Origin of the sequence: Sphingomonas sp. Leaf242, from assembly GCF_001422045.1 — a bacterium.
Taxonomy (GTDB): Bacteria; Pseudomonadota; Alphaproteobacteria; order Sphingomonadales; family Sphingomonadaceae; genus Sphingomonas.
In genome coordinates this window covers 390,724-409,796 of sequence record NZ_LMLW01000007.1, presented here as the reverse complement: position 1 = coordinate 409,796, position 19,073 = coordinate 390,724, and the positions used below count along the sequence as shown (strand labels likewise).

General features: G+C 66.5%; 15 protein-coding genes. 5 read left to right on the top strand and 10 right to left on the bottom strand.

Annotated elements, in window-relative coordinates; translation table 11 throughout:
* Nucleotides 1-17 precede the first annotated feature (17 nt).
* Nucleotides 18-2,006: a PAS domain-containing hybrid sensor histidine kinase/response regulator gene (locus ASF09_RS06245; protein WP_060525401.1), complete on the bottom strand. Its 1,989-nt coding sequence runs from the start codon at nucleotides 2,004-2,006 to the stop codon at nucleotides 18-20.
* Nucleotides 1,999-3,510, bottom strand: a complete 1,512-nt coding sequence (locus ASF09_RS06240) for an ATPase domain-containing protein (protein WP_268795609.1) — start codon at nucleotides 3,508-3,510, stop codon at nucleotides 1,999-2,001. The genes ASF09_RS06245 and ASF09_RS06240 overlap by 8 nt, the downstream gene beginning before the upstream one ends.
* 204 nt (nucleotides 3,511-3,714) lie before the next feature.
* On the opposite strand from ASF09_RS06240, the gene ASF09_RS06235 reads away from it, so the two are divergent.
* Nucleotides 3,715-5,049 (top strand): metal-dependent hydrolase family protein, encoded by a 1,335-nt coding sequence (locus ASF09_RS06235; protein ID WP_060525399.1) that lies wholly within the window; start codon nucleotides 3,715-3,717, stop codon nucleotides 5,047-5,049.
* 29 nt (nucleotides 5,050-5,078) lie between these two features.
* Here the strand turns inward: ASF09_RS06235 and ASF09_RS06230 are convergent, their stop codons facing one another.
* Complete coding sequence (locus ASF09_RS06230; protein ID WP_056050452.1) at nucleotides 5,079-6,275, bottom strand: multidrug effflux MFS transporter; 1,197 nt, start codon at nucleotides 6,273-6,275, stop codon at nucleotides 5,079-5,081.
* 195 nt (nucleotides 6,276-6,470) lie between these two features.
* Between ASF09_RS06230 and ASF09_RS06225 the strand changes: the two genes are divergently transcribed.
* Complete coding sequence (locus tag ASF09_RS06225; protein WP_056049291.1) at nucleotides 6,471-8,444, top strand: putative bifunctional diguanylate cyclase/phosphodiesterase; 1,974 nt, start codon at nucleotides 6,471-6,473, stop codon at nucleotides 8,442-8,444.
* A gap of 13 nt (nucleotides 8,445-8,457) precedes the next feature.
* Here ASF09_RS06225 and ASF09_RS06220 read toward each other — a convergent pair whose 3' ends face one another.
* Nucleotides 8,458-9,387, bottom strand: coding sequence for a crotonase/enoyl-CoA hydratase family protein (locus tag ASF09_RS06220; RefSeq protein WP_060525398.1), 930 nt, complete (start codon nucleotides 9,385-9,387; stop codon nucleotides 8,458-8,460).
* A 342-nt stretch (nucleotides 9,388-9,729) separates the two neighbouring features.
* On the opposite strand from ASF09_RS06220, the gene ASF09_RS06215 reads away from it, so the two are divergent.
* A complete protein-coding gene (locus tag ASF09_RS06215; RefSeq protein ID WP_060525702.1) occupies nucleotides 9,730-10,848 on the top strand; it encodes a Gfo/Idh/MocA family protein in 1,119 nt (372 codons plus the stop codon).
* Entirely contained in the window at nucleotides 10,845-11,315 is a 471-nt protein-coding gene (locus ASF09_RS06210) for a cupin domain-containing protein (RefSeq protein ID WP_156359239.1), read from the top strand. Before ASF09_RS06215 ends, ASF09_RS06210 begins: the two co-directional genes overlap by 4 nt.
* A 3-nt stretch (nucleotides 11,316-11,318) precedes the next feature.
* Here ASF09_RS06210 and ASF09_RS06205 read toward each other — a convergent pair whose 3' ends face one another.
* The gene (locus ASF09_RS06205) at nucleotides 11,319-12,380 is read right to left on the bottom strand and encodes an SMP-30/gluconolactonase/LRE family protein (RefSeq protein WP_443024964.1); all 1,062 of its coding nucleotides are present in this window, start codon (nucleotides 12,378-12,380) and stop codon (nucleotides 11,319-11,321) included.
* A 112-nt stretch (nucleotides 12,381-12,492) separates the two neighbouring features.
* The gene (locus ASF09_RS06200; RefSeq protein WP_235529683.1) at nucleotides 12,493-13,920 is read right to left on the bottom strand and encodes a glycosyltransferase family 2 protein; all 1,428 of its coding nucleotides are present in this window, start codon (nucleotides 13,918-13,920) and stop codon (nucleotides 12,493-12,495) included.
* A 102-nt stretch (nucleotides 13,921-14,022) separates the two neighbouring features.
* Here ASF09_RS06200 and ASF09_RS06195 point away from each other — a divergent pair, with 102 nt between their 5' ends.
* On the top strand, nucleotides 14,023-14,589 hold the full coding sequence (locus ASF09_RS06195) for a cytochrome b (protein ID WP_060525396.1): 567 nt from the start codon (nucleotides 14,023-14,025) through the stop codon (nucleotides 14,587-14,589).
* 4 nt (nucleotides 14,590-14,593) lie between these two features.
* Here the strand turns inward: ASF09_RS06195 and ASF09_RS06190 are convergent, their stop codons facing one another.
* From ASF09_RS06190 to ASF09_RS06175, 4 genes are read right to left on the bottom strand one after another with little or no spacing between them, the layout of a single operon-like run.
* A complete protein-coding gene (locus ASF09_RS06190) occupies nucleotides 14,594-14,875 on the bottom strand; it encodes a DUF3325 domain-containing protein (RefSeq protein WP_060525395.1) in 282 nt (93 codons plus the stop codon).
* The gene (locus tag ASF09_RS06185; RefSeq protein WP_060525394.1) at nucleotides 14,872-16,461 is read right to left on the bottom strand and encodes a PepSY-associated TM helix domain-containing protein; all 1,590 of its coding nucleotides are present in this window, start codon (nucleotides 16,459-16,461) and stop codon (nucleotides 14,872-14,874) included. The genes ASF09_RS06190 and ASF09_RS06185 overlap by 4 nt, the downstream gene beginning before the upstream one ends.
* Nucleotides 16,458-16,772, bottom strand: coding sequence for a hypothetical protein (locus ASF09_RS06180; protein WP_060525393.1), 315 nt, complete (start codon nucleotides 16,770-16,772; stop codon nucleotides 16,458-16,460). Before ASF09_RS06180 ends, ASF09_RS06185 begins: the two co-directional genes overlap by 4 nt.
* Complete coding sequence (locus ASF09_RS06175; RefSeq protein WP_060525392.1) at nucleotides 16,769-19,060, bottom strand: TonB-dependent siderophore receptor; 2,292 nt, start codon at nucleotides 19,058-19,060, stop codon at nucleotides 16,769-16,771. Before ASF09_RS06175 ends, ASF09_RS06180 begins: the two co-directional genes overlap by 4 nt.
* Nucleotides 19,061-19,073: the final 13 nt, after the last annotated feature.

Genomic DNA, 19,073 nt, shown 5'->3' with positions numbered 1-19,073 from the left:
CGGCCGACGAATACCGTCTATTCGACGACGCGCAGCCGACGTCCCTTGGCGGGCGGGACGCGAAGCAACTGGTTGACGCGGTCGGCGAGATCGACCTGCCGGAACGGCTTCCCCAGCCGCATGACATCGGTCGGGACATCGTCACCCGCCGCCGCGTATCCCGTGACCAGCAACGTCGGCAGCCGGATGCCGTTGGCGCGCATTTCGGTAATCAGCTGGCCGCCGGTCATGCCGGGCATCAGATAATCGCTGACGAGCATGTCGACATCGATCCCCGACCGGATCGCCGACAACGCCTGGCTCGCCGACCCGAACTCGGTCACGACATAGCCCAGATCGCGCAGCATCTCCGCGGTCGCGGATCGCACCAGTTCCTCGTCGTCGACCAGCACGATCTTGGCGGCATGCCGCGCCGGTGCCGGCTCGCCGTGACTATCGGCCGCATCGCTCGCGACTTCGTCGGTCGCCGGCAGCCAGAGCTCGACCGCGGTCCCGACGCCGGGCTCGCTCCTGAGATGCAGGATGCCGCCCGATTGCGCGGCCAGACCGTGGACCATCGACAGGCCCAAGCCCGTTCCCTTGCCGACGCCCTTGGTCGAGAAAAAGGGTTCGGTCGCACGCGCGAGCGTCGCGCGGTCCATGCCGGTGCCGGTATCCTGCGCGGTCAGTCGGATATAACGGCCGGCGTCGAGACCGACGGCGTTGCGGTCGTCGACGACGATTTCCGCGACGGTCAGGATCAGCCGACCACCACCCGGCATCGCATCGCGTGCGTTGATCGCGAGGTTGAGCAGCGCGAGCTCGAGCTGGTTCGGATCGACCCGCGCCGACGACAGATGGCGCGGCACTTCGAGGACCACGGTGATCGTCGGCCCGAGCGAACGCCGGACGAGATCGACGATGCCATCGATCAGCGCACCGATATCGACCGCCTTGGGCTGCAGCGCCTGTTTCCGCGCGAACGCCAGCAATCGCTGGGTCAGCGTCGCCGCGCGTTCGGCGGCCTGCAGCGCGCCGGCGACCATGCGCTGGGTCTTCTCGTCGTCCTTGTGCCGACGGCGGACGAGATCGAGACTGCCGACGATCGGGGTCAGCAGGTTGTTGAAATCGTGCGCAACGCCGCCGGTCAGCTGGCCGATCGCATCCATCTTGTGCGCCTGCGCGAGTTGCGCGTCGGCCTCCTTCTTGTCGGTCACGTCCGAGACGACGCCGGTCATCCGCAACGGCTTGTCGTCGGGTCCGTAAGTGACGCGCCCCTTGGCGGCGATCCACTTCTGCGAACCGTCCGCCGCGGTGATCGAGCATTCGATATCCAGCATGCCGGAGTCCAGCGCAGCGTCGAAATCCGCCCGGATACGGGCTCGCTGGGAAACGTCGACAAAGCCGAGAAAATCATCGATGTTCCACGTCGGACGCCGCGTCGGATAGCCGAATATCTCGTCGTGCCGCGCCGTCCGCCGCGCGGTGCCGGTGGTGAAGTCGATATCCCAACTGCCCATGCCGGCGGCGTCGAGCGCGATCGTGAGACTCTCGCGCGCCGCTTCCAGCTCCGCGGTGCGATCGACCACCGCGCGCTCCAGCGTCATCGCCGCATCGCGCACCTCATATTGGCGCCGCCGCGCCTTCAGCGACGATCGGATCGCGCCCAGCATCGCCTCGGCATGCAAAGGCCGTTGCAGCAGGACGACATTGCCGAGATTTGCCAGGCGATCGCTCGCGGCGGTGGTTCGCGGCGCGGGCGCGCCGTTGGCCAGCACCACGAAAGGGATGTCCGACCAGGTCGGCTGCGTCGCGACCCACTCCGACAGACCCGACGCGTCATGCCCCGCCAGCGCTTCCTCCGTCAGCATGACCGCACCCGCGCCCCGCCGAATTTCCGCCAGCAACTCCGCCCGGTCCGCGCAGACATAGGATTGGATCGTGTTACGGCCGAGCAGGTCCGCGGCAATCGTGGCATCTCGACCGCGCGGCGCCAGTATTAAAACACGGTCTTCCACGTCAGCCATGCTCTTCCAAAGAACCCATCTTGCTGGCCATCAACGTCTTGCCTTCGCCCGAAAAGGTCGGAACGCCGGTCAGGACGCCCTGGAACTCGCGCAACGGCTCGCCGACCTGCAAACCGTTGCTCCCTATCTGAAACTCCCGGATCGTCCGTTCGTGCCGTGCCGTGCGCGTTTTGATGACCGAGATGGCCTGACGGACCTCGCCCTGCGCCTCGAAATAGCGGAGCTGGACGACGGAATCGGACAGATAGCTCAAGTCGACGTCCTGCCGGACGTCGCCCATCATGCCGTGCAGGCCGAGGATCAGCAGGCTGACGACCCCCTCCTGCCCCAGATACGTCAGCATCTCGTGCATCTGCAGCGTCAGGAACTGTTCGTTCGGCATCGATTGCAGATACGCGTTCAGGCTGTCGATCACGACCACGCGCGCGCCATCTTCCTCGACCGCGGCGCGGACCGAGTCCGCGAACTCGCCCGGCGACATCTCGGCCGGGTCGATCGCCCGGATCTTCAGCTGGCCGGAGTCGATGAACGGCTGGATATCGAGGTTGAGCGCGGCGCTGCGCTTCATCAGCGTCGGCAGGCGCTCGTCGAACAGGAAATACGCCGCATGGTCGCCACGCTGGAGGGCCGCGACCATGCACTGGACCGACGTCGTCGTCTTGCCGACGCCGGCAGGGCCGGTGAGCAACGTCGCCGTGCCGGGAACCAGCCCGCCGCCGAGCAGCGTATCCAGCGCTTCCGATCCGGTCGACACCGACGCATCATTGTAGGTCCGGCCGTGTTCGGCCGCGATCAGCCGCGGGTAGACGCGAAGACCGCCGCGCTCGATCTCGAAATCATGATAGCCGCCCCGATAGCGGACGCCGCGCATTTTCACGATGTGAAGGCGACGACGTTGCGATCCGAACCCGGACAGCGTCTGTTCGAGCGAGATAACGCCGTGCGCGATGCTGTGAAGCTGGAGATCGCTGCCCGACGCACCCTTGTCGTCGAGGATCAGGACGGTGACCTGCCGCGTCGAGAACAGATGCTTCAGCGCCAGGATCTGCCGCCGATACCGGACCGGGCTCTGCGCGAGCAACCGCAGCTCGGACAGGCTGTCGATGACGACGCGGGCAGGCTTGAACGCATCGACCTTGGTCATGATGTCGCGGATCGTCTCGCCGAGTTCGACTTCGCTCGGGTGGAGCAAGGTCTGCTCCTGATCCTCGCCCAGGCCGTCGGCGGGCACCATCTCGAACAGCTCGAGCTGATCGAGCGACCAGCCATGCGTCGCCGCGACGGCGCGCAGTTCGACCTCGGTTTCGGCCAGCGTGATGTAGAGCCCGGTCTCGCCGACCTTGGCCCCGGTCAGCAGGAAGTCGAGCCCCAAGGTCGTCTTGCCGGTTCCCGGCGTACCCTGGACCAGATACATGCGCTGGGGGGTCAGGCCACCGCCCAGAATGTCGTCGAGCCCGGCTATACCGGTCGATACGATCGCGGTGGTCTGCGGATCGGTTGGCAATATGGCATCCTAAATCGAGTATCTCCCAACGATGCTAGCGCGTTAGGGTTGACGAACCATAGCCGCCCCCGATCGGTTGGCAATCCTGCCGCCAACCCGATTTGATCAAGATCAGCGCGTATTCGGCGCGGGGGAAAATACTGGTTGCAAGGACTTGCCGAAGCCGAGCACTTGAACGAGCATGCCCCGCTCAGGGGGAATTCGATGTTCAAAGCATGTGTGATCGCGCTCGCAGCCACCGTATCCGCGCCGGCGCTGGCCCAGAATTTACCGTCCGGGACCCAGGCTCCACCGTCGAAGACAACGTATATCCAGGCAGGCGCGTTGCTCGATCGGCCCGGCCAGCCGCCGCGCGGCAACACCACCGTCATCGTCCGTGACGGCAAGGTCGCCGAATTGCGCGACGGGTTCGTACCGCCCGAACAGGGCGCGACGCTCGTCGACCTGCGCAATGCGTTCGTGCTGCCGGGTCTGGTCGACATGCACGTCCATCTCTGGGGGATTGGCGGCGACCCGATGCGCGCGCGGCTCGAGGCGATGACGCGCGATCGGTTCGACGATGAGATGACCGCGGTCGTGAACGCGCGGACCACGTTGAACGCTGGGTTCACCTCGGTGCGCGATCTCGGTGGCGATCCCCGCGGCATCCGCGCGCTGCGCGATGCGATCGACGCCGGTACCGTCGACGGGCCGACGATCACCAATGCCGGCGAGATGATCTCGGTGACCGGCGGGCATGGCGACGGCAGCAACGGGCTTGCCGAAGACTTTGCCGAAGCGGTGCATGCCAAGGAAATCAACCTGTGCGACGGTCCCGACGAATGCCGACGCGCGGTCCGCGCGCAGGTTGCGTTGGGGGCACGCGTCATCAAGTTCGCCGCGACCGGCGGCGTGCTGTCGAATGTCAGCGGCGGGCTTGGCCGGGCGATGACCCCCGACGAGATGCGCGCGATCATCGAGACCGCGCATGGTCTGGGCCGCAAGGTCGCGGCGCATAGTCACGCGGCGGAAGGGACGAAGGCGGCGCTGGAAGCCGGGGTCGACTCGATCGAGCACGGCACGTTCCTCGACGACGAGACGATCCGGCTATTCAAGACCAGGGGCGCCTATCTCGTTCCGACCGAGATCGCACCCGTTGCCGCACTCGCGCAGGCGCGGGGTGGCGCCCTGCCCCCTGCGACGATCGTCAAGGCCGAGGCCGCTGCGGCCGCGATGGCCGCCAGTCACCGGCGCGCCTATGCCGCCGGGGTGAAGGTCGCGTTCGGGACCGACACCGGCGTCTCGAAGCACGGCGACAACGCGACCGAGTTCGCACTGCTGGTGCGCAACGGCCTCACCCCGACGCAGGCGATCGTCGCGGCGACGGTGAGTGCTGCGGATCTGCTCGGGCGCGACGACATCGGTACGCTCGTGCCTGGCAAGACCGCGGACATCATCGCCGTGACCGGCTCGCCGTTACAGGACGTTACCCGCCTCGAGCATGTCGATTTCGTCATGCACCGCGGCCAGGTCGTCAAGGGTGCGCCGAAGAGCCTCTGACCCGCCGGGCGGCAGCGTCTTCCAGTTCCTTACGCGCTGTGATGCGCGTGGAACAGCTTGCCGCCCTCGACGACGTACACCACGGCGAGAACCGCGACGCCGATCGCCAGATAGCCGATCGCCAGCGGATAGGTCGTGCCGTCATAGGATTGTCCGATCAGCGATCCGACGATGACCGCGCCGACGCTGGTGATGAAGCCCTGGATCGACGACGCCGTGCCGGCGATGGCGCCGACCGGCTCCATCGCCATCGACCCGAAGTTCGCCCCGCACAGACCGATGCACGTCATGCTCAACGCCTGGAACACCATGTAGCTCGGCAGGGTTTCGAAGCCGGACGCGATCAGTCCGATATGGCAGACCGACAGCACGATCAGACCGATCACCGCGCTCTGCGAGATTAGCCGGGTGCCCAGCCGCTCGACCAGGCGGCTGTTGGCGAACGACGCGCACCCCATCGAGAACGCGCAGATCGCGAACAGGATCGTGAACCGCGCGCCGGCGTGGAACTCGTCGACGAAGATCTGTTGCGCGGACGAGACGAACGCGATGATGCCGCCGAACGTCATCGACGCCGCGACCGCGTATCCGGCGGAAAACCGGTTCGTCAGCGTCAGCGTATACCCGTTGCGCAGCGCTGCGAGCGACAGCGGCGTGCGGTTCTCGACCGGCAGCGATTCACGCAGCCGCGTGAACGACCATGCCAGGACGAGCGCGGCGAAACCGGCGAGCGCATAGAAGATGAAGCGCCACGGACCGAACGCGAGCAGCATCTGGCCAAGGCTCGGCGCCATGATCGGCACGAGGAAGAAGATCATCTGCGCTACCGAGAGCGTCCGCGCCATCTGTCGTCCGGCATAGCGATCCCGCACGATCGCGACCGCCAGTACGCGGGTCGACGCCGACATCAGCCCCTGCAGAACACGCGCGCCGAGCAGCGCCGCGAAGGTCTGCGATCCGGCCGCGAAGATGCTCGCCAGCACGAACCCGGCCAGCGTGACGAGCAGGATCGGGCGACGTCCGTAGCGATCTGCCAGCGGGCCGTAGACGAGCTGCCCCGTCCCGAACCCCAGCATGTACGCGGTGATGATCCACTGCCGGTGGTTGGCCGTCGCGATGCTTAACTGATGCCCGATATCCGCCAGCGCGGGTAGCATCAGGTCGACGCCGAGCGCGTTCACCGCCATCAGCGCGGCAATAAAGGCAACGAACTCGCGTGGTTGCATCGACGGGTCAGCGGTCTTGACGTTCATGACCTGCGCGTACGGGGATCGCGCGCGGAATGCCACGACAGATCGAACGATGCCGGCAATACGGCCCCGTAACTCTTGCGCGCAGCGTACAATAAAAAATATCTTTTTCAGTCGCTCAGCGCGTGTTTGTTCGTTTCTTTTACACCTTCTTCTCCCATGTAGGCCGTCATGATCGGTCTGATTACCCGCCTCAGGCAGTTGCGCCATTCCGATCAGACGATCGCGGCCTACGTCCAAGAGACCCTGGTCGAGTCGCTCTACGCATCGCCGCAATCGCTGGTGATCGGCGCGGTGACCAGCAGTGCGATCACGATGATCGTCGCGCTGGTCAGCGGCAACGCCTGGATGACCGGGTGCGCGATAGCGATCGCGGCGGTCGCCGGCTCGCGGATCGTCGATGCGCTGCGCCTCAGCCGACGGAGTGCGAAGCGCCAGCCCTCCAAGAAGGCCGCGCTGGGCCCTTGGGGCCGACGCCAGGAGCGGCTCTATCGATCCGGCGCGATCGGCTATTCGTCGCTGCTCGGCACGTTCGGACTGCTGACGCTGGTCAACACCAACGACGGCGTGCTGCAATTGCTCGCGGTGACGACGACGATCGGCTACGCGGCGGGGATCGCGGGGCGCAATGCCGGGCGGCCGTGGATCGCGCTGTCGCAGCTCAGCTTCGCGTCGGTGCCGCTCGCGATCGGACTGCTCGTATCGCTCGAGCCGCTCAAGATCGTCCTGGCCATCGTGATCCTGCTGTTCGTCGTCGCGATGATGGATATCACGCTGCAAACCTACGGCGTCATCCTGAAGGCGACCGTCGCGTCGCGCGAGAAGGCGGCGCTCGCCGAACATCATGCCGCCATCGCGCGCCGCGACGACCTGACCGGCGTCGCCAATCGCACCGCGTTCCGCGAGCAGTTCGAAGCACGGTTGCAGCGGTTATCGGGCGAGCAGCATCAACTCGCGATCAACTGGCTCGATCTCGATCGCTTCAAGGAGATCAACGACTCGTTCGGCCATCTGGCGGGCAACGCGCTGCTCGCGGAGATCGCGCGGCGGCTCGATCAGGCGTTCGGCAAGGATGGCGTCGTCGCGCGACTGGGCGGCGATGAATTCGCCGTCGTGTGCACGGTGAATACCGAAGCCGACGCGATGACGATCGGTCAGACCATCCTGGCGCTCGTCGAGAAGCCGGTTCTGCACGAAGGCCGCCTGCTCCAGGTGAACGCATCGATCGGTATCGCGATCGCGCCCGCGGACGGGAGCGATGCCGATACGCTTTTGAAGAACGCCGATCTGGCACTGTATCGCGCCAAGGACAGCGGTCGCGGTCAGATGTGCTTCTACGAACCGCTGATGGACGAGAAGATTTCGCGCACGCGGGACCTCGCCGCCGAGATGCAGGGCGCGCTGGAACGCGGCGAGTTCCATCTGGAGTTCCAGCCGATCTTCGATCTCGCCGGCGAACACGTGCTGTCCTGCGAGGCCTTGCTGCGCTGGACCAACCGGCAGCATGGTGCGATCTCGCCGGCGGAATTCATTCCGATCGCCGAGGATACGGGGCTGATCGTGTCGATCGGCGGATGGGTGATCCGCGAGGCGTGCCGGATCGCCAGCGCGTGGCCGCAAGCGGTGAAGATCGCGGTCAACCTGTCGCCGATCCAGCTCCGGTCCGCCAATCTCACCACCGTGATCATGAATGCGCTCGCGTCCACCGGGTTCGCGGCGGAGCGGCTCGAGCTCGAGGTGACCGAGTCGGTGCTGCTCGAGGATATCGAAGCGTCGCTGGCCGCGCTCGATGCGATCAACCGCCTACATGTGCGGACCACGCTCGACGATTTCGGCACCGGCTATTCCTCGCTCAGCTATCTCACGAAATTTCCGTTCCAGACGCTGAAGATCGATCGTTCGTTCATCACCGATCTCGAACAAAGCCCGGCCTCGGTGGCGATCGTCCAGACCGTGATAGATCTCGCCGCGAAACTGGGCATGCGGACGGTTGCCGAGGGCGTCGAGACGCAGGCGCAACTCAACCAGCTCCGCCGGACGCGGTGCGATGCGGTGCAGGGCTATCTGCTCGCGCGGCCGATGCCGGCAAGCATGGTCGCGACCATGCTTGCCGGCAATGCCCAGAAAGCGCAGGCGCGCTCCTGAGATCTCCGAGGTCCTAGATCGCCGCCGCCTTAGTCAGCAACCGGGTCTGCGCGCCGACCAGACGCCGCATCAGTTTCAGATCGAACTCGCTCAGCCGCAGCGCTGCGTCGGCCCAGAGATCGACGACCGCCTCGAGCTCGGCGAGCGCCAGCGGATTGACCGAGCGCGACGCCTCGTAGATCGCGCAATGCCCGCTGTGGCGACGGCGGTTCTGGCGGATATAGTGCTCGACCTCGGCCCGCCCCTTGCCCGGATCGGCCAGCGCATGGACGATGCCGAGATCGTACAGCTCCTCGGCGCTGTAGGTCCGCCCGCTCAGGATCATCTGCTCGGCCCGCGCGGACCCCAGCCGCCGCGACAGGAAGCAGTGCGCGCCCATGCCGGGGAACAGCCCGAAATTGGTTTCCGGCAGCCCGAAGTTCGTACCCCGCTCGGCGATGACGACGTTGAACGACAGCAACGCCTCGAAACCGCCGCCGAGCGCGTCGCCTTCGACCAGCCCGATCGTGATGATCGAATGGTCGAGGCTGAGCATGTTGCGGTGCAGGATGCGAACGCAGGCGCGGCCATAGCGGACCAGCGCCTGCCGATCGCCGCGACGGATATGCTCCGCGAAGAGATCGAGATCGCCGCCGAGCGAGAACACGCCGGGAAAGCGCGAGCCGAGCACGAGATAGCGGATCGGCATCATCTCCGACGAGCATGCCTCAGCGATATCGTTCTGCCACTGATTGAACTCGGCCAGCAGCCCGGGATTGAAGCTCGGACGGACCTTTTGCCGCATGTACGTCCACAAGGTATCGAGTTCGGGATCGAACGCGACCTCCAGATCCGCGAAGGCGAACGGTTGGCGGGTCAAAAGCGACGCCGGCAGCTCGATCGCCCTGTGATGATGGCCTTGGCCCCGGCTTGAGGACATGACGGGTGAATATTCGACAGTCATCGCGACTTCCTTCTTTACGCGCAGCGGCCTGCTGCCCGAGAAGATTAGGCGGAGTTCGCGTCAGATGCGGGGTGCGTAATGCACGAGTCGGCACGGTACGTCTCGCCGCGCCATAGCCAGCTGAGGCGCCGGCTTCGCACCGGATCCCACCTGCGCACGCTAGGTGCTTGTTTCGCGCCGGGAATCGACCGTCCGCGTAATTTTGATCAGATATCGATGTGGTCCGTTTATCGGCGGGAAATACCGTCTGGCTGCCCGCGGGTGAAACCATTCCTGTTCGGACCGACCTTGCGCCGGGTCGTTTTCGGCTCCAGACCTGTGCGCAGGACGGGGATGATCGACATGGATATTGCACGACGCGACCTGATGATTTCGGCGGCGGCGCTGACGCTCACCTCTCGCGCGTTCGGCGCGGGAGCGGGCGATCGGCCGCTCGGCTATGCGATCGTGGGACTGGGTTCCTACGGTCTGGACGTCATCATTCCGCAATTCGCGAATTGCGCGCACAGCCGGCTCGCCGCGGTGGTCAGCGGCGATCCCGCCAAGGCGAAGCGAGTCGCCGCCGACCACGGACTGCCGGCGCGGTCGATCTATTCCTACGAGACCTTCGATACGATCCGGAATAATCCGGACGTCGACATCGTCTATGTCTGCCTGCCCAACTCGATGCACGCGGAATACACGATCCGCGCGGCGAAGGCGGGCAAGCACGTCATGTGCGAGAAGCCGATGGCGATATCGGTCGCCGAGTGCGAGGCGATGATCGCGGCGTGCAAGACCGCCAATCGCAAGCTGATGATCGGCTATCGCTGCCATTTCGAGCCGACCAATCTCGAAGCGATGCGGCTGGCGCGCGCGGGTGCGGCGGGCAAGATCCGCTACGTGCGGTCCGAGCACGGCTTCGTCCAGCGCGATCCGTCGAAATGGCGGCTGAAGCGCGCCTTGTCGGGCGGCGGGTCATTGATGGACATGGGCATCTACAGCCTGCAGGCGGCGCGCTACATGACCGGCGAGGAACCGATCGCGGTGACCGCCCGCGAATCGACCGATCGCCGCGACCCGCGCTTTACCGAGGTCGAGGACATCATCGACTGGACGCTGGAGTTCCCGTCGGGGGCGATGGCCGGTTGCCAGTCGATGTACAGCGCCAACCAGAACCATATCCTGTTGATGGGCGACGCCGGCCGGATCGAACTCGAACCCGCGACCCGCTACGAGGGCAATCATATGTGGCGGGGCAAGGATGGCCGCGAACGCGAGGTCACGCCACCGCCCGGCCCCGGCAAGACGCAGTTCGCGGGGCAACTCGACCATCTCGTCCAGAGCATCCGCACCGGGCGCGAACCGATCGTTTCCGGCGAAGAGGGCTTGCGCGACATGCGGATCGTCGAGGCGATCTACCGCTCGGCCCGTGAAGGCCGGACGATCCGGCTCGATGGCGCACGGAAAGGTCGCGCATGAAGCTGCCGTTCGTAGTCGCCGCGCTGATCGCGGCCTCGCCGGCGGCGGCGCAGACGGCCGATCCTACGAGTTTCGCATCGGACGCCGACGTGAAGGCGAAGGTCGCCGCGATGGGCGCCGCGATGAAGCCGGGACAGGGGTTTGCGTGGCAACCGCTGGTCCGCGACGGTGAGACCAATGCCGCGCTCGAATATTGGAAAAAGCCGGGCCGTCCCGCCGTGCACCCCGATCAGGCAGAATACGCGATCGTCGTGGCCGGCGCGGGTACGCTTATCTCGGGGGGTATACTCGCCGACGCCGTGGTCGTTAAACCCGATCTGACCGAAGGCGCGCGGATCGTCGGCGGCAAGACGCGCACGCTGGGCCCCGGCGACGTCATGCTCATTCCGGCCGGCGTGCCGCACTGGTTCGGGATCACCGGCGATCGACTGGTGCTGCTCGGCATGAAGCTGCCGCAGCGGCGCTGACCCTCAGGCCGGTCGGCCGCGATCCTGCCACCCCGCGCGCAACGGCACGCGGAGCACGCGGTCGTTCGCGGTCAGGAACAGCGCACGGCCGCGCTCGCCGAACGCGCAGTTCGCGATCGGCCCACCGTTGGATATCAGCCCGAGCGGCTCTGCATCGGGCGACAGGAACATCATCCCGCCCGGCACCGAACAGACCAAGGTGCCGTCATGCGCGACCTTCATCCCGTCGGGCAGTCCCGGTGCACCGCCCACGCGCATCGGCTTGGCATCGAGCAACACGCGCGACCGCCGCGGCAGCCCGGTCTTGTCAAGATCGTAGACCATGATCCGCGGCGTAACGTCGTCCGAGACCGAGACGTAGAGCCGCGTCTCATCGGGCGACAGCGCGACGCCGTTCGGCCGCGTCAACGTGCCGTCGATCAGGTCGACCGCCCCGCCCGGCGTCCAGCGGTAGACGCCGTTGACGGGCATCTCCTTCAGCGAGGACGCATCGCCGTTGGTCAGTCCGTAAGGTGGATCGGTGAAATAGATCGTCCCGTCGCGCGCGACGTGCAGGTCGTTCGGGCTGTTGAACCGCTTGCCCTCATACCGATCGACCAGCACTTGGCGGCGACGCGTAATGAGATCGAACCGGTCGATCGATCGCCCGCCGCTGTTCGCGATCAGCAGTCTTCCGTGATGGTCGAGCGCCAGTCCGTTCGCGCCGGGTTCGCGCACCAGTTTCGGATCGGTCCCGGCCGCCCCGGACGGCGACAGGAACGGTCTCGCAACGCTGCCCGTCTGCCAGCGACGAACTATGTTCGCCGGTGGATCGGTGAACAGGAGATACGCACCCGCGTCGACCCATAGAGGGCCCTCCGCCCAGCGTATCCCGCTCGCAACGACCGAGATACGCGCGTCCGGCGCGACCATCCGGTCGAACGCCGGCGACAGGCGCTGGATGCGCGCAACCCCGGCGGCTGCCGCAGACCGCGGCAATGCGGCGAGCGCGAGCGCGCCGAGCATCACAGTCCGCCGGTCCGGCTTCAGCGCCACCTCGGTCACGCCGTTATCCTGGTGATCCAACGAACGCTCCCCAACCCTACCGACGCTTCATGACAGCCGCGACGTGTGCAGGACAATAGCGGCAAAATCCTTCTTGTCCTGTTGGCGCAGATGGAATCATTCGATCGAAAGTCTACGACACCCGATGTTCGAGCGCGGTGCGCGTCTGTCGTCCCCAGCTCTGTCCGCCACGCAGGAACGCCACCCAGCCATAGATCGCGCCGACGTGACGGAGCAGCTGGAAGGTGAACGGCTCGGCGATCGCGGCGATGATCGCGGGGCCAAGCCCGAGCCCTTCGCGCTGCCCGGTCCAGCGCTTGTAGATGCGGAGCGACCAGAGGTGGAAGCTGAGGTCGATCACGATCTTGGCGATCATCACGATCAGGATCGGCAGCGCCAGCGCGAACCGTCCGGTGATCACCAGTCCGATCAGGATCGCGAACGCGGCCAGCCCGTAGATCGGTTGCACCGTGTCCAGCGCCTTGACCGGCAACATCCGCGTGCCGAGCCGGCCATAGGCGCGGTTGCCGACCATGTCGCGGTTCCAGTGCTGCGTCTGGAGGAACCCGCCGAACCAGCGCTGGCGCTGCTTGAGGAACGCCGGGATGCTCGCCGGGGCATCGGTGCGCGCCAGTGCGCCGCCGACCACGCGCACCCGCCAGTCGAGCCCGGTATCATGGGCGTGGCGGTGGAGCCGGTGGATCAGCTCATAGTCCTCGACCATGCAGTCGGGATCGAAGCCGCCGACCGCGATCACCGCATCGCGCCGGAACGCCGCGAATGCGCCGGAGATCAGCAACAGGCCGTTTAGCCGCATCCACGCGTCGCGCGACAGGAAATTGCGGACATACTCGTACGACTGGAACCACTCGAACAGCCGCCCGCCGAGGCTTGGTCCGCAGATCGGCGCGAGCACGCCGGTCGCCGCCACCAGCTCGGGCTCCGCAGCGAACGCCGCGCGCATCGCCGCGATCGCGCCCGGTTCGAGCAGCGTATCGGCATCGACGGTCAGGACGATCGCGGTATCGATCCGCAGCAGCGCGTCGTTGAGCGCGCGGGCCTTGCCGCCATGCGGCAGCCGCAGCCAGGCGAGTCGCGTACCGCCGAGATCGACCGTCGCGACGTCGCCCAGCGCCGGCACCGCCAGCGCGTAGAGCTCGCGCATCACCGCGGGGGTGGCATCGGTCGATCCGTCGTCGGCGATCATGATCGTCTCCGGGGGATGCGCCTGCGCCAGCAGCCGGTCGATCGTCAGGCGGATGACGCTCGCCTCGTTGTGCGCCGCGACGATCACGCCGAAACCCGGCGCTGGCAGGCCGTTCGGCTCGGGTGGCGGCGCATGAGCGAGATCGCGGATCTGCCACGCGGTGAACACCAGAAGCGCGGTATCGTAGAGGATGTACGCGATCCCGACCGACCACACCGCAAGCCCCTGGCGCAGGAACGCCTGGAGCACGAGCGCCAGGAAGACGAGCGGCACCGCAAAGCCGATCAAGCGGCTGACGATCGGGATCTGTCGCGGCGACAGGCGCGGCGATTGCGCGGTGAATATGGTGGTCATCGATAGCATCGCGGCGCGCGTACCGCGTGACGGATGAATGGGCTATTGCGGAAATCGCCCGCGCAGACGAAGGGCCGGCAACAACGAGCGAGGCACAGGCGGATGGTCAGGAAATATACCGGGGTCGCGATTGCGCTCCATTGGCTGGTCGCCCTCGGGATCGTCGTCAATGTTGGGCTTGCGTGGGTCTGGCCGTATCTGGCCGACGATCATGTCCGCCCCGTGATCGACTTGCACAAGTCGGTCGGCATCACCGTGCTCGGCCTCGCGATCATGCGGCTGCTGTGGCGGGCGACGCACCGCCCGCCGGCGCTGCCGACCCGCTACCAGCGCTGGGAGGTTACGGTATCGCACGTGACGCACTGGCTGCTCTATGCGATCATCTTCGCGATGCCGTTGTCGGGCTGGATCATGGATTCCGCGTGGAAGGATGCCGCGACGCATCCGATGTATCTCTACGGCCTGGTCGAGTGGCCGCGGATCGCGTTCGGATCGATTGATCCTGCGACGCGCGAGACGCTGCATGCGGTGTTCGGCGCCGCGCATGCCTGGCTCGCCTATGTCCTCTACGCGCTGGTCGGCCTGCACGTCGCGGGGGCGCTCAAGCATGAATGGATCGACGGCCACCGCGAACTGCGCCGGATCGTTCCCGGCGCCGGACGCGACTAAACGCTCAGGCTCGACTCCGCGGATCCGGGACGAGGTTGAGGACCAGAAAGGCGATTGCGGCGCCCGCCATGATCGCCGCGACCCACAGGATCGGCCCGAACACCCATCCTCGCGCCAGTATCGTCGGTACGAACGCAGCGCCGAGGCCAGTCCATCCGGCCGATCGCAGCGCCCTTCGCCGTCCTGCCGTCGGACCGGCCCCGAACCGACGGCGATGATGCGCATCGGTCGACAGCCCGAGCGACAGGAACGCGGCGATCGACAGGATCAACGGCAGGACGATCATTCGGCAGGCTCCAGCACGCGCGCCTCGGCGCTACGGGGTTTGCGGACGCGCTTTGCACTCGGGCGATGGCGCGCGACGCGGTGCGCGACTGCGAGGAACGAGATCCCGAATACGCCCATCGTGGCGTCTATACCCGCGATGACCAGGTCGCCGCGGGCCAGCATATCGAGGATGCCGCGATCGGTCGCGACGATGTCGTAGAACGGGAGCACGACCAGCAACACGCCCGTCGTGGCGAACAGCAGCGACCAGACAAAGCGAGGTTTCGCCACGAGCGCCAGGACCGCCGACATCGCCCAGACGATAAAGAGCGTATTCACCTCCCACTCGGCGCGACCACCGAGATCGACCGGCATCACGCGGTTGGCCCAGAAGAACGCCGCGACGCCGAGCGGAAAACCGCCGATCACCGCGACGTTGAGACGCTCGACCAACCGGAAGCCGAAATGTGGCCGCGTCGGATCGGGCAATCGCTCGCGCCGCTTAACGGTCCACAGCACCAGACCGCTCGCCACCATCAGCGTGCCTGCGACCCCGCACAGGAAATACAGCCAGCGCCCACCATAGCCGGCGAACCGTCCGGCATGCAGCCCGATCATCACCCCGGCCGTCTCGGCCGCTGCACCGGGCATCGGCGAGCGCCAGACCAGCCGACCCGACACGCCGTCATAGGCGAGGCGTGGCGTCCGCGACGACAGCATCGAGCCGAAGCTCTGGCTCACCGTCACGCGTGCCGCGGCATCGCCCGGATCGCTGACCTCGATGAAACTCGCGGGCGCACCCAGGCGGCGTTCGGCATCGGCGGCAACCCGTCGCAGGTCGATCAGCGGCGCAGGCCGCCCGGTCCGCTCGACCGCCGCCGCGCTCGGGAACAGCGCCGCCGCGACCACGCGTTCGTCGGTATAGTTCGCGACGACCGCCCAGGGCATCAGCAGCGCCATCAGCGTGACGAGCCCGGTATAGGTGATCATCAAGTGGAACGGCAGCGCCAGCACCGCGGTCGCATTATGCCCGTCGAGCCACGATCGCTGGCCCTTGGCGCGGCGCAGCGTGAAGAAGTCCTTGAAGATCTTCTTGTGCGTGACGATCCCGGTCAGGATCGCGACGAGCATCATCATCGTCGCAAATCCGACGATCCACCGCGCCCAGATCACCGGCATGTAATGGAGGTCGAAATGGAAGCGGTAAAAGAACTCGCCGCCGCGGGTGTCACGGGCGTGCGCGACCTGCCCGTCGGCACCGATCAGCGCCTGGGTATCGCGACGGCCGCGACCGCGCCGTCCCGTAGCTTCGCCGGGCTTTGGCTGCGGCACCCAGAAGAGTTGCGCGCCGGGCATCCGGTCGGTCACGATCGGGATGAACCAGCTTTTCGCGTCGGGGGCGGTCTTCGCGATGAACGCCTGCGATCCCGCCAGCACGCGCATCGGCTGCTCGATCCGCGCGAGTTCGGGGCGCGTCCATCGGTTGAGCCCCTCGCGCCAGAACGCGAGCGAACCCGCGACGAACACGAGGAACAGGATCCACCCGAGCAGCATCCCCGACCAGGTGTGCAGGAAAGCCTGCGATTGGCGAAAGCCCTTGCTCACAGCCGGCCCGTCGCATCGATCGAGACCCAGGCGATCGTCGCCGCGATCCCGGCGGCAACCCCCAGCGTCCACAGCGCGCGCCAGCCGCTTCGTGCCGCAAAGGCCCACATCGCCGCCACCGCGCACAGCGCGAGCGCGATCAACGTCGCGGTGACCGTCGCCTCGGTCCGCTCACCCGGCAGGATGCGCGCGAGCGCCATCGCCCACAGGCTCGCGGTCGCGTAGCAGAGCGGTACGGCGGCGACGACCCGCAGGCCGATGTCACCGCGTCGTGCCCAGCGGGCGCGGGCGTGCAGGTCGCCTGCGGTCACCGGAAGGTGTACCGCAACGTCGCGAACGCGGTGCGCGGACTGCCGTAGTAATTGCCGCGCCCGGTCGAGCTGATCCGCGCGTAATAGTCGCGGTCGAGGACGTTGTTGACGTTCACCGAGACGCCCAGCCGCGGGGTCAGCGCATAGCCGGCGCGCAGATCGAGCACCGCATAGCTCCCCTGGCGGACGATGCTCGACCGGGTGCGGACGGTACCGTCCGTATTGAACACCGCCCCCGTGCCGCCGAACGTGCTGCCGAACCATGTCAGGCCACCGCCAAGGCTCAGGCCTGCAAGCGGACCGGCGACCGGCGCATAGTTGGTGAACATCTTCGCCATGTGCTTCGGGACGATCGGCACCAGGCTGATCCCCTCGAACAGCGGGTTTGCGTCCTCAAGATACTTGGTCCGCGTGTAGCTGTAGCCGCCGTTGATCCGCCAGCCCGGCACGATCTCGCCGCTGACCTCGGTCTCGATCCCCCTCGCGCGGACCTTGCCGATCTGGAGCACGCTCGTCGGCAGGTCGGGATCGTTGTACAGCCGGTTCGACTGCGTGATCTGATACGCCGCCGCCGACAGCAACAGCCGGTCGTGCATCAGCGAAAGCTTCGTCCCCGCCTCGAACTGCTTGCCGGTCAACGGTTCGATCTGCCGTCCGTCGGGTCGTGTCCGACCGACCGGCGCCGCCTGCGGCGTGAAGCTGTCCGCGTAGCTCCCGTTGATGTTGAGCGCAGGCGTCACGTCCCAGACGATCCCAGCATAGGGCGTGAACCGATTGTCGAAACCGTAGCGCGAGGCCGCGGGCAGCGCACCGGTGGGCGTGAGGAGCGTCGTCACGGTGGTATCCCACCATGTAAGACGTCCGCCCCCGACCAGCGTCAGCCCCGCGACCGGGCTCAGCCGCATCTGCCCGTACAGGCCGTATTGTTCGACGTCGGTTGCCGAGCCACCATAGACCTGGAGCACGCAATTGGCCGGTGCGGGCGTGATCGCGGTACCGCTGGTGGGACAGGTCGCCCCAGTACCTTGAACCGGATAATAAGGCAGCGGGCCGTAGGGATCGAGCGGCGGTTCGAGCGGGGATACCGGGTTATAGACGTCGATCCGCGCATAGTTCGACAGCCGCGTCGCGAACGACGTCCCCGAACTCGCCTGATAATCGCCGCCGAGGATCAGCGTCTGGTCGCGCCCGAACAGCGGGAAGCTGCCGATCCCGTTGAAATCGAACGACCGGGTCCGCTGCTTGCTGTCGCCGCGATAGGCGATGTGGTTGGTGCTGCCGTTGGTCGCGGTGACCGGCTGGTTGCCGATATAGCTGTAGATGTCGACGCGATCGACATCGGTGAACAGCCCGGTCGCGCGCAGCGTCCAGCGGTCGCTGACCTTGTGCGTGAGTTCGGCGAACCCGGTCCAGCTCTTGCTCTCGAACCGGTTCCAGTCCGCACCGAGATAGGTCGACCGGTCGATGGCGAGCAAGGCTCCGTCGCTACCGTCGGCGCCGCCCGCGATACCGGGCAGGCCCGACTGGACCGCCGGGCGGAACCGATCGTAATTCCCGCCGACCGTCAGCGTCGTGCGCTCGCCGATCTCGAGCGATCCGACCGCGAATGCGCCGAGCCGGTTGCGGTGCGCGGTGTCGAAGAACTGGTCCTGATCCTGCAGCATCGCGCCGACGCGAATGCCAGCTTTCGGACCGACCGGCGTCGAAACGTCGAGTTCGAACCGGGCGTTGTCGTAACTGCCATAGCCTGCGCTCGCCTGCACCCGCAGCGCATCGAGCGGACGTTTGCGCACCAGGTTGATGCTGCCGGCCGGGTTGCCTGATCCGCTGAACAGCCCGGCAGGGCCGCGCAACACCTCGAGCCGGTCGTAGAAGAACAGGTCGGGGACGACCGCGGGAAAGTTCAGCGAAAACGTCGGCACGCCGTCGATCAGATAGTTGTTGATGACGAAGCCGCGCGACAGGAACGACGGGTCCTCGCTGCCGACGCCATTGACGGTGATCCCGTTGGTCGCGGTCAGCGCGTCTTCCAGCGTGAACAGGTTCTGCGCCTCGATCTGGTCGCGCTCGATCACCGTGACGGTATTGGGCGTATCCTTCAGCGGCGTGACGGTCTTGCCGACCTCCCGGCCATAGCTCTTGCCGACCACGAGGATCTCGTCCGACTTCTGCTCCCCCTCACCCCCGCGGTCGTCGGCGACGTCCGATCGCACCGGTGTCGCGATCGCCGCGTGTCCAGGCTCTCCAACCAGCGTCGCGCCAGCCAGCAAAATGCTCATCAAACTCATACTGAACCCCTTT

Bases quoted from the DNA above. Each gene is read 5' to 3' on its own strand.
- ASF09_RS06245 (WP_060525401.1), bottom strand. From the start codon at position 2,006: ATGGCTGACGTGGAAGACCGTGTTTTAATACTGGCGCCGCGCGGTCGA.
- ASF09_RS06235 (WP_060525399.1), top strand. From the start codon at position 3,715: ATGTTCAAAGCATGTGTGATCGCGCTCGCAGCCACCGTATCCGCGCCG.
- ASF09_RS06230 (WP_056050452.1), bottom strand. From the start codon at position 6,275: ATGCAACCACGCGAGTTCGTTGCCTTTATTGCCGCGCTGATGGCGGTG.
- ASF09_RS06225 (WP_056049291.1), top strand. From the start codon at position 6,471: ATGATCGGTCTGATTACCCGCCTCAGGCAGTTGCGCCATTCCGATCAG.
- ASF09_RS06220 (WP_060525398.1), bottom strand. From the start codon at position 9,387: ATGACTGTCGAATATTCACCCGTCATGTCCTCAAGCCGGGGCCAAGGC.
- ASF09_RS06215 (WP_060525702.1), top strand. From the start codon at position 9,730: ATGGATATTGCACGACGCGACCTGATGATTTCGGCGGCGGCGCTGACG.
- ASF09_RS06210 (WP_156359239.1), top strand. From the start codon at position 10,845: ATGAAGCTGCCGTTCGTAGTCGCCGCGCTGATCGCGGCCTCGCCGGCG.
- ASF09_RS06200 (WP_235529683.1), bottom strand. From the start codon at position 13,920: ATGACCACCATATTCACCGCGCAATCGCCGCGCCTGTCGCCGCGACAG.
- ASF09_RS06195 (WP_060525396.1), top strand. From the start codon at position 14,023: ATGGTCAGGAAATATACCGGGGTCGCGATTGCGCTCCATTGGCTGGTC.
- ASF09_RS06190 (WP_060525395.1), bottom strand. From the start codon at position 14,875: ATGATCGTCCTGCCGTTGATCCTGTCGATCGCCGCGTTCCTGTCGCTC.
- ASF09_RS06175 (WP_060525392.1), bottom strand. From the start codon at position 19,060: ATGAGTTTGATGAGCATTTTGCTGGCTGGCGCGACGCTGGTTGGAGAG.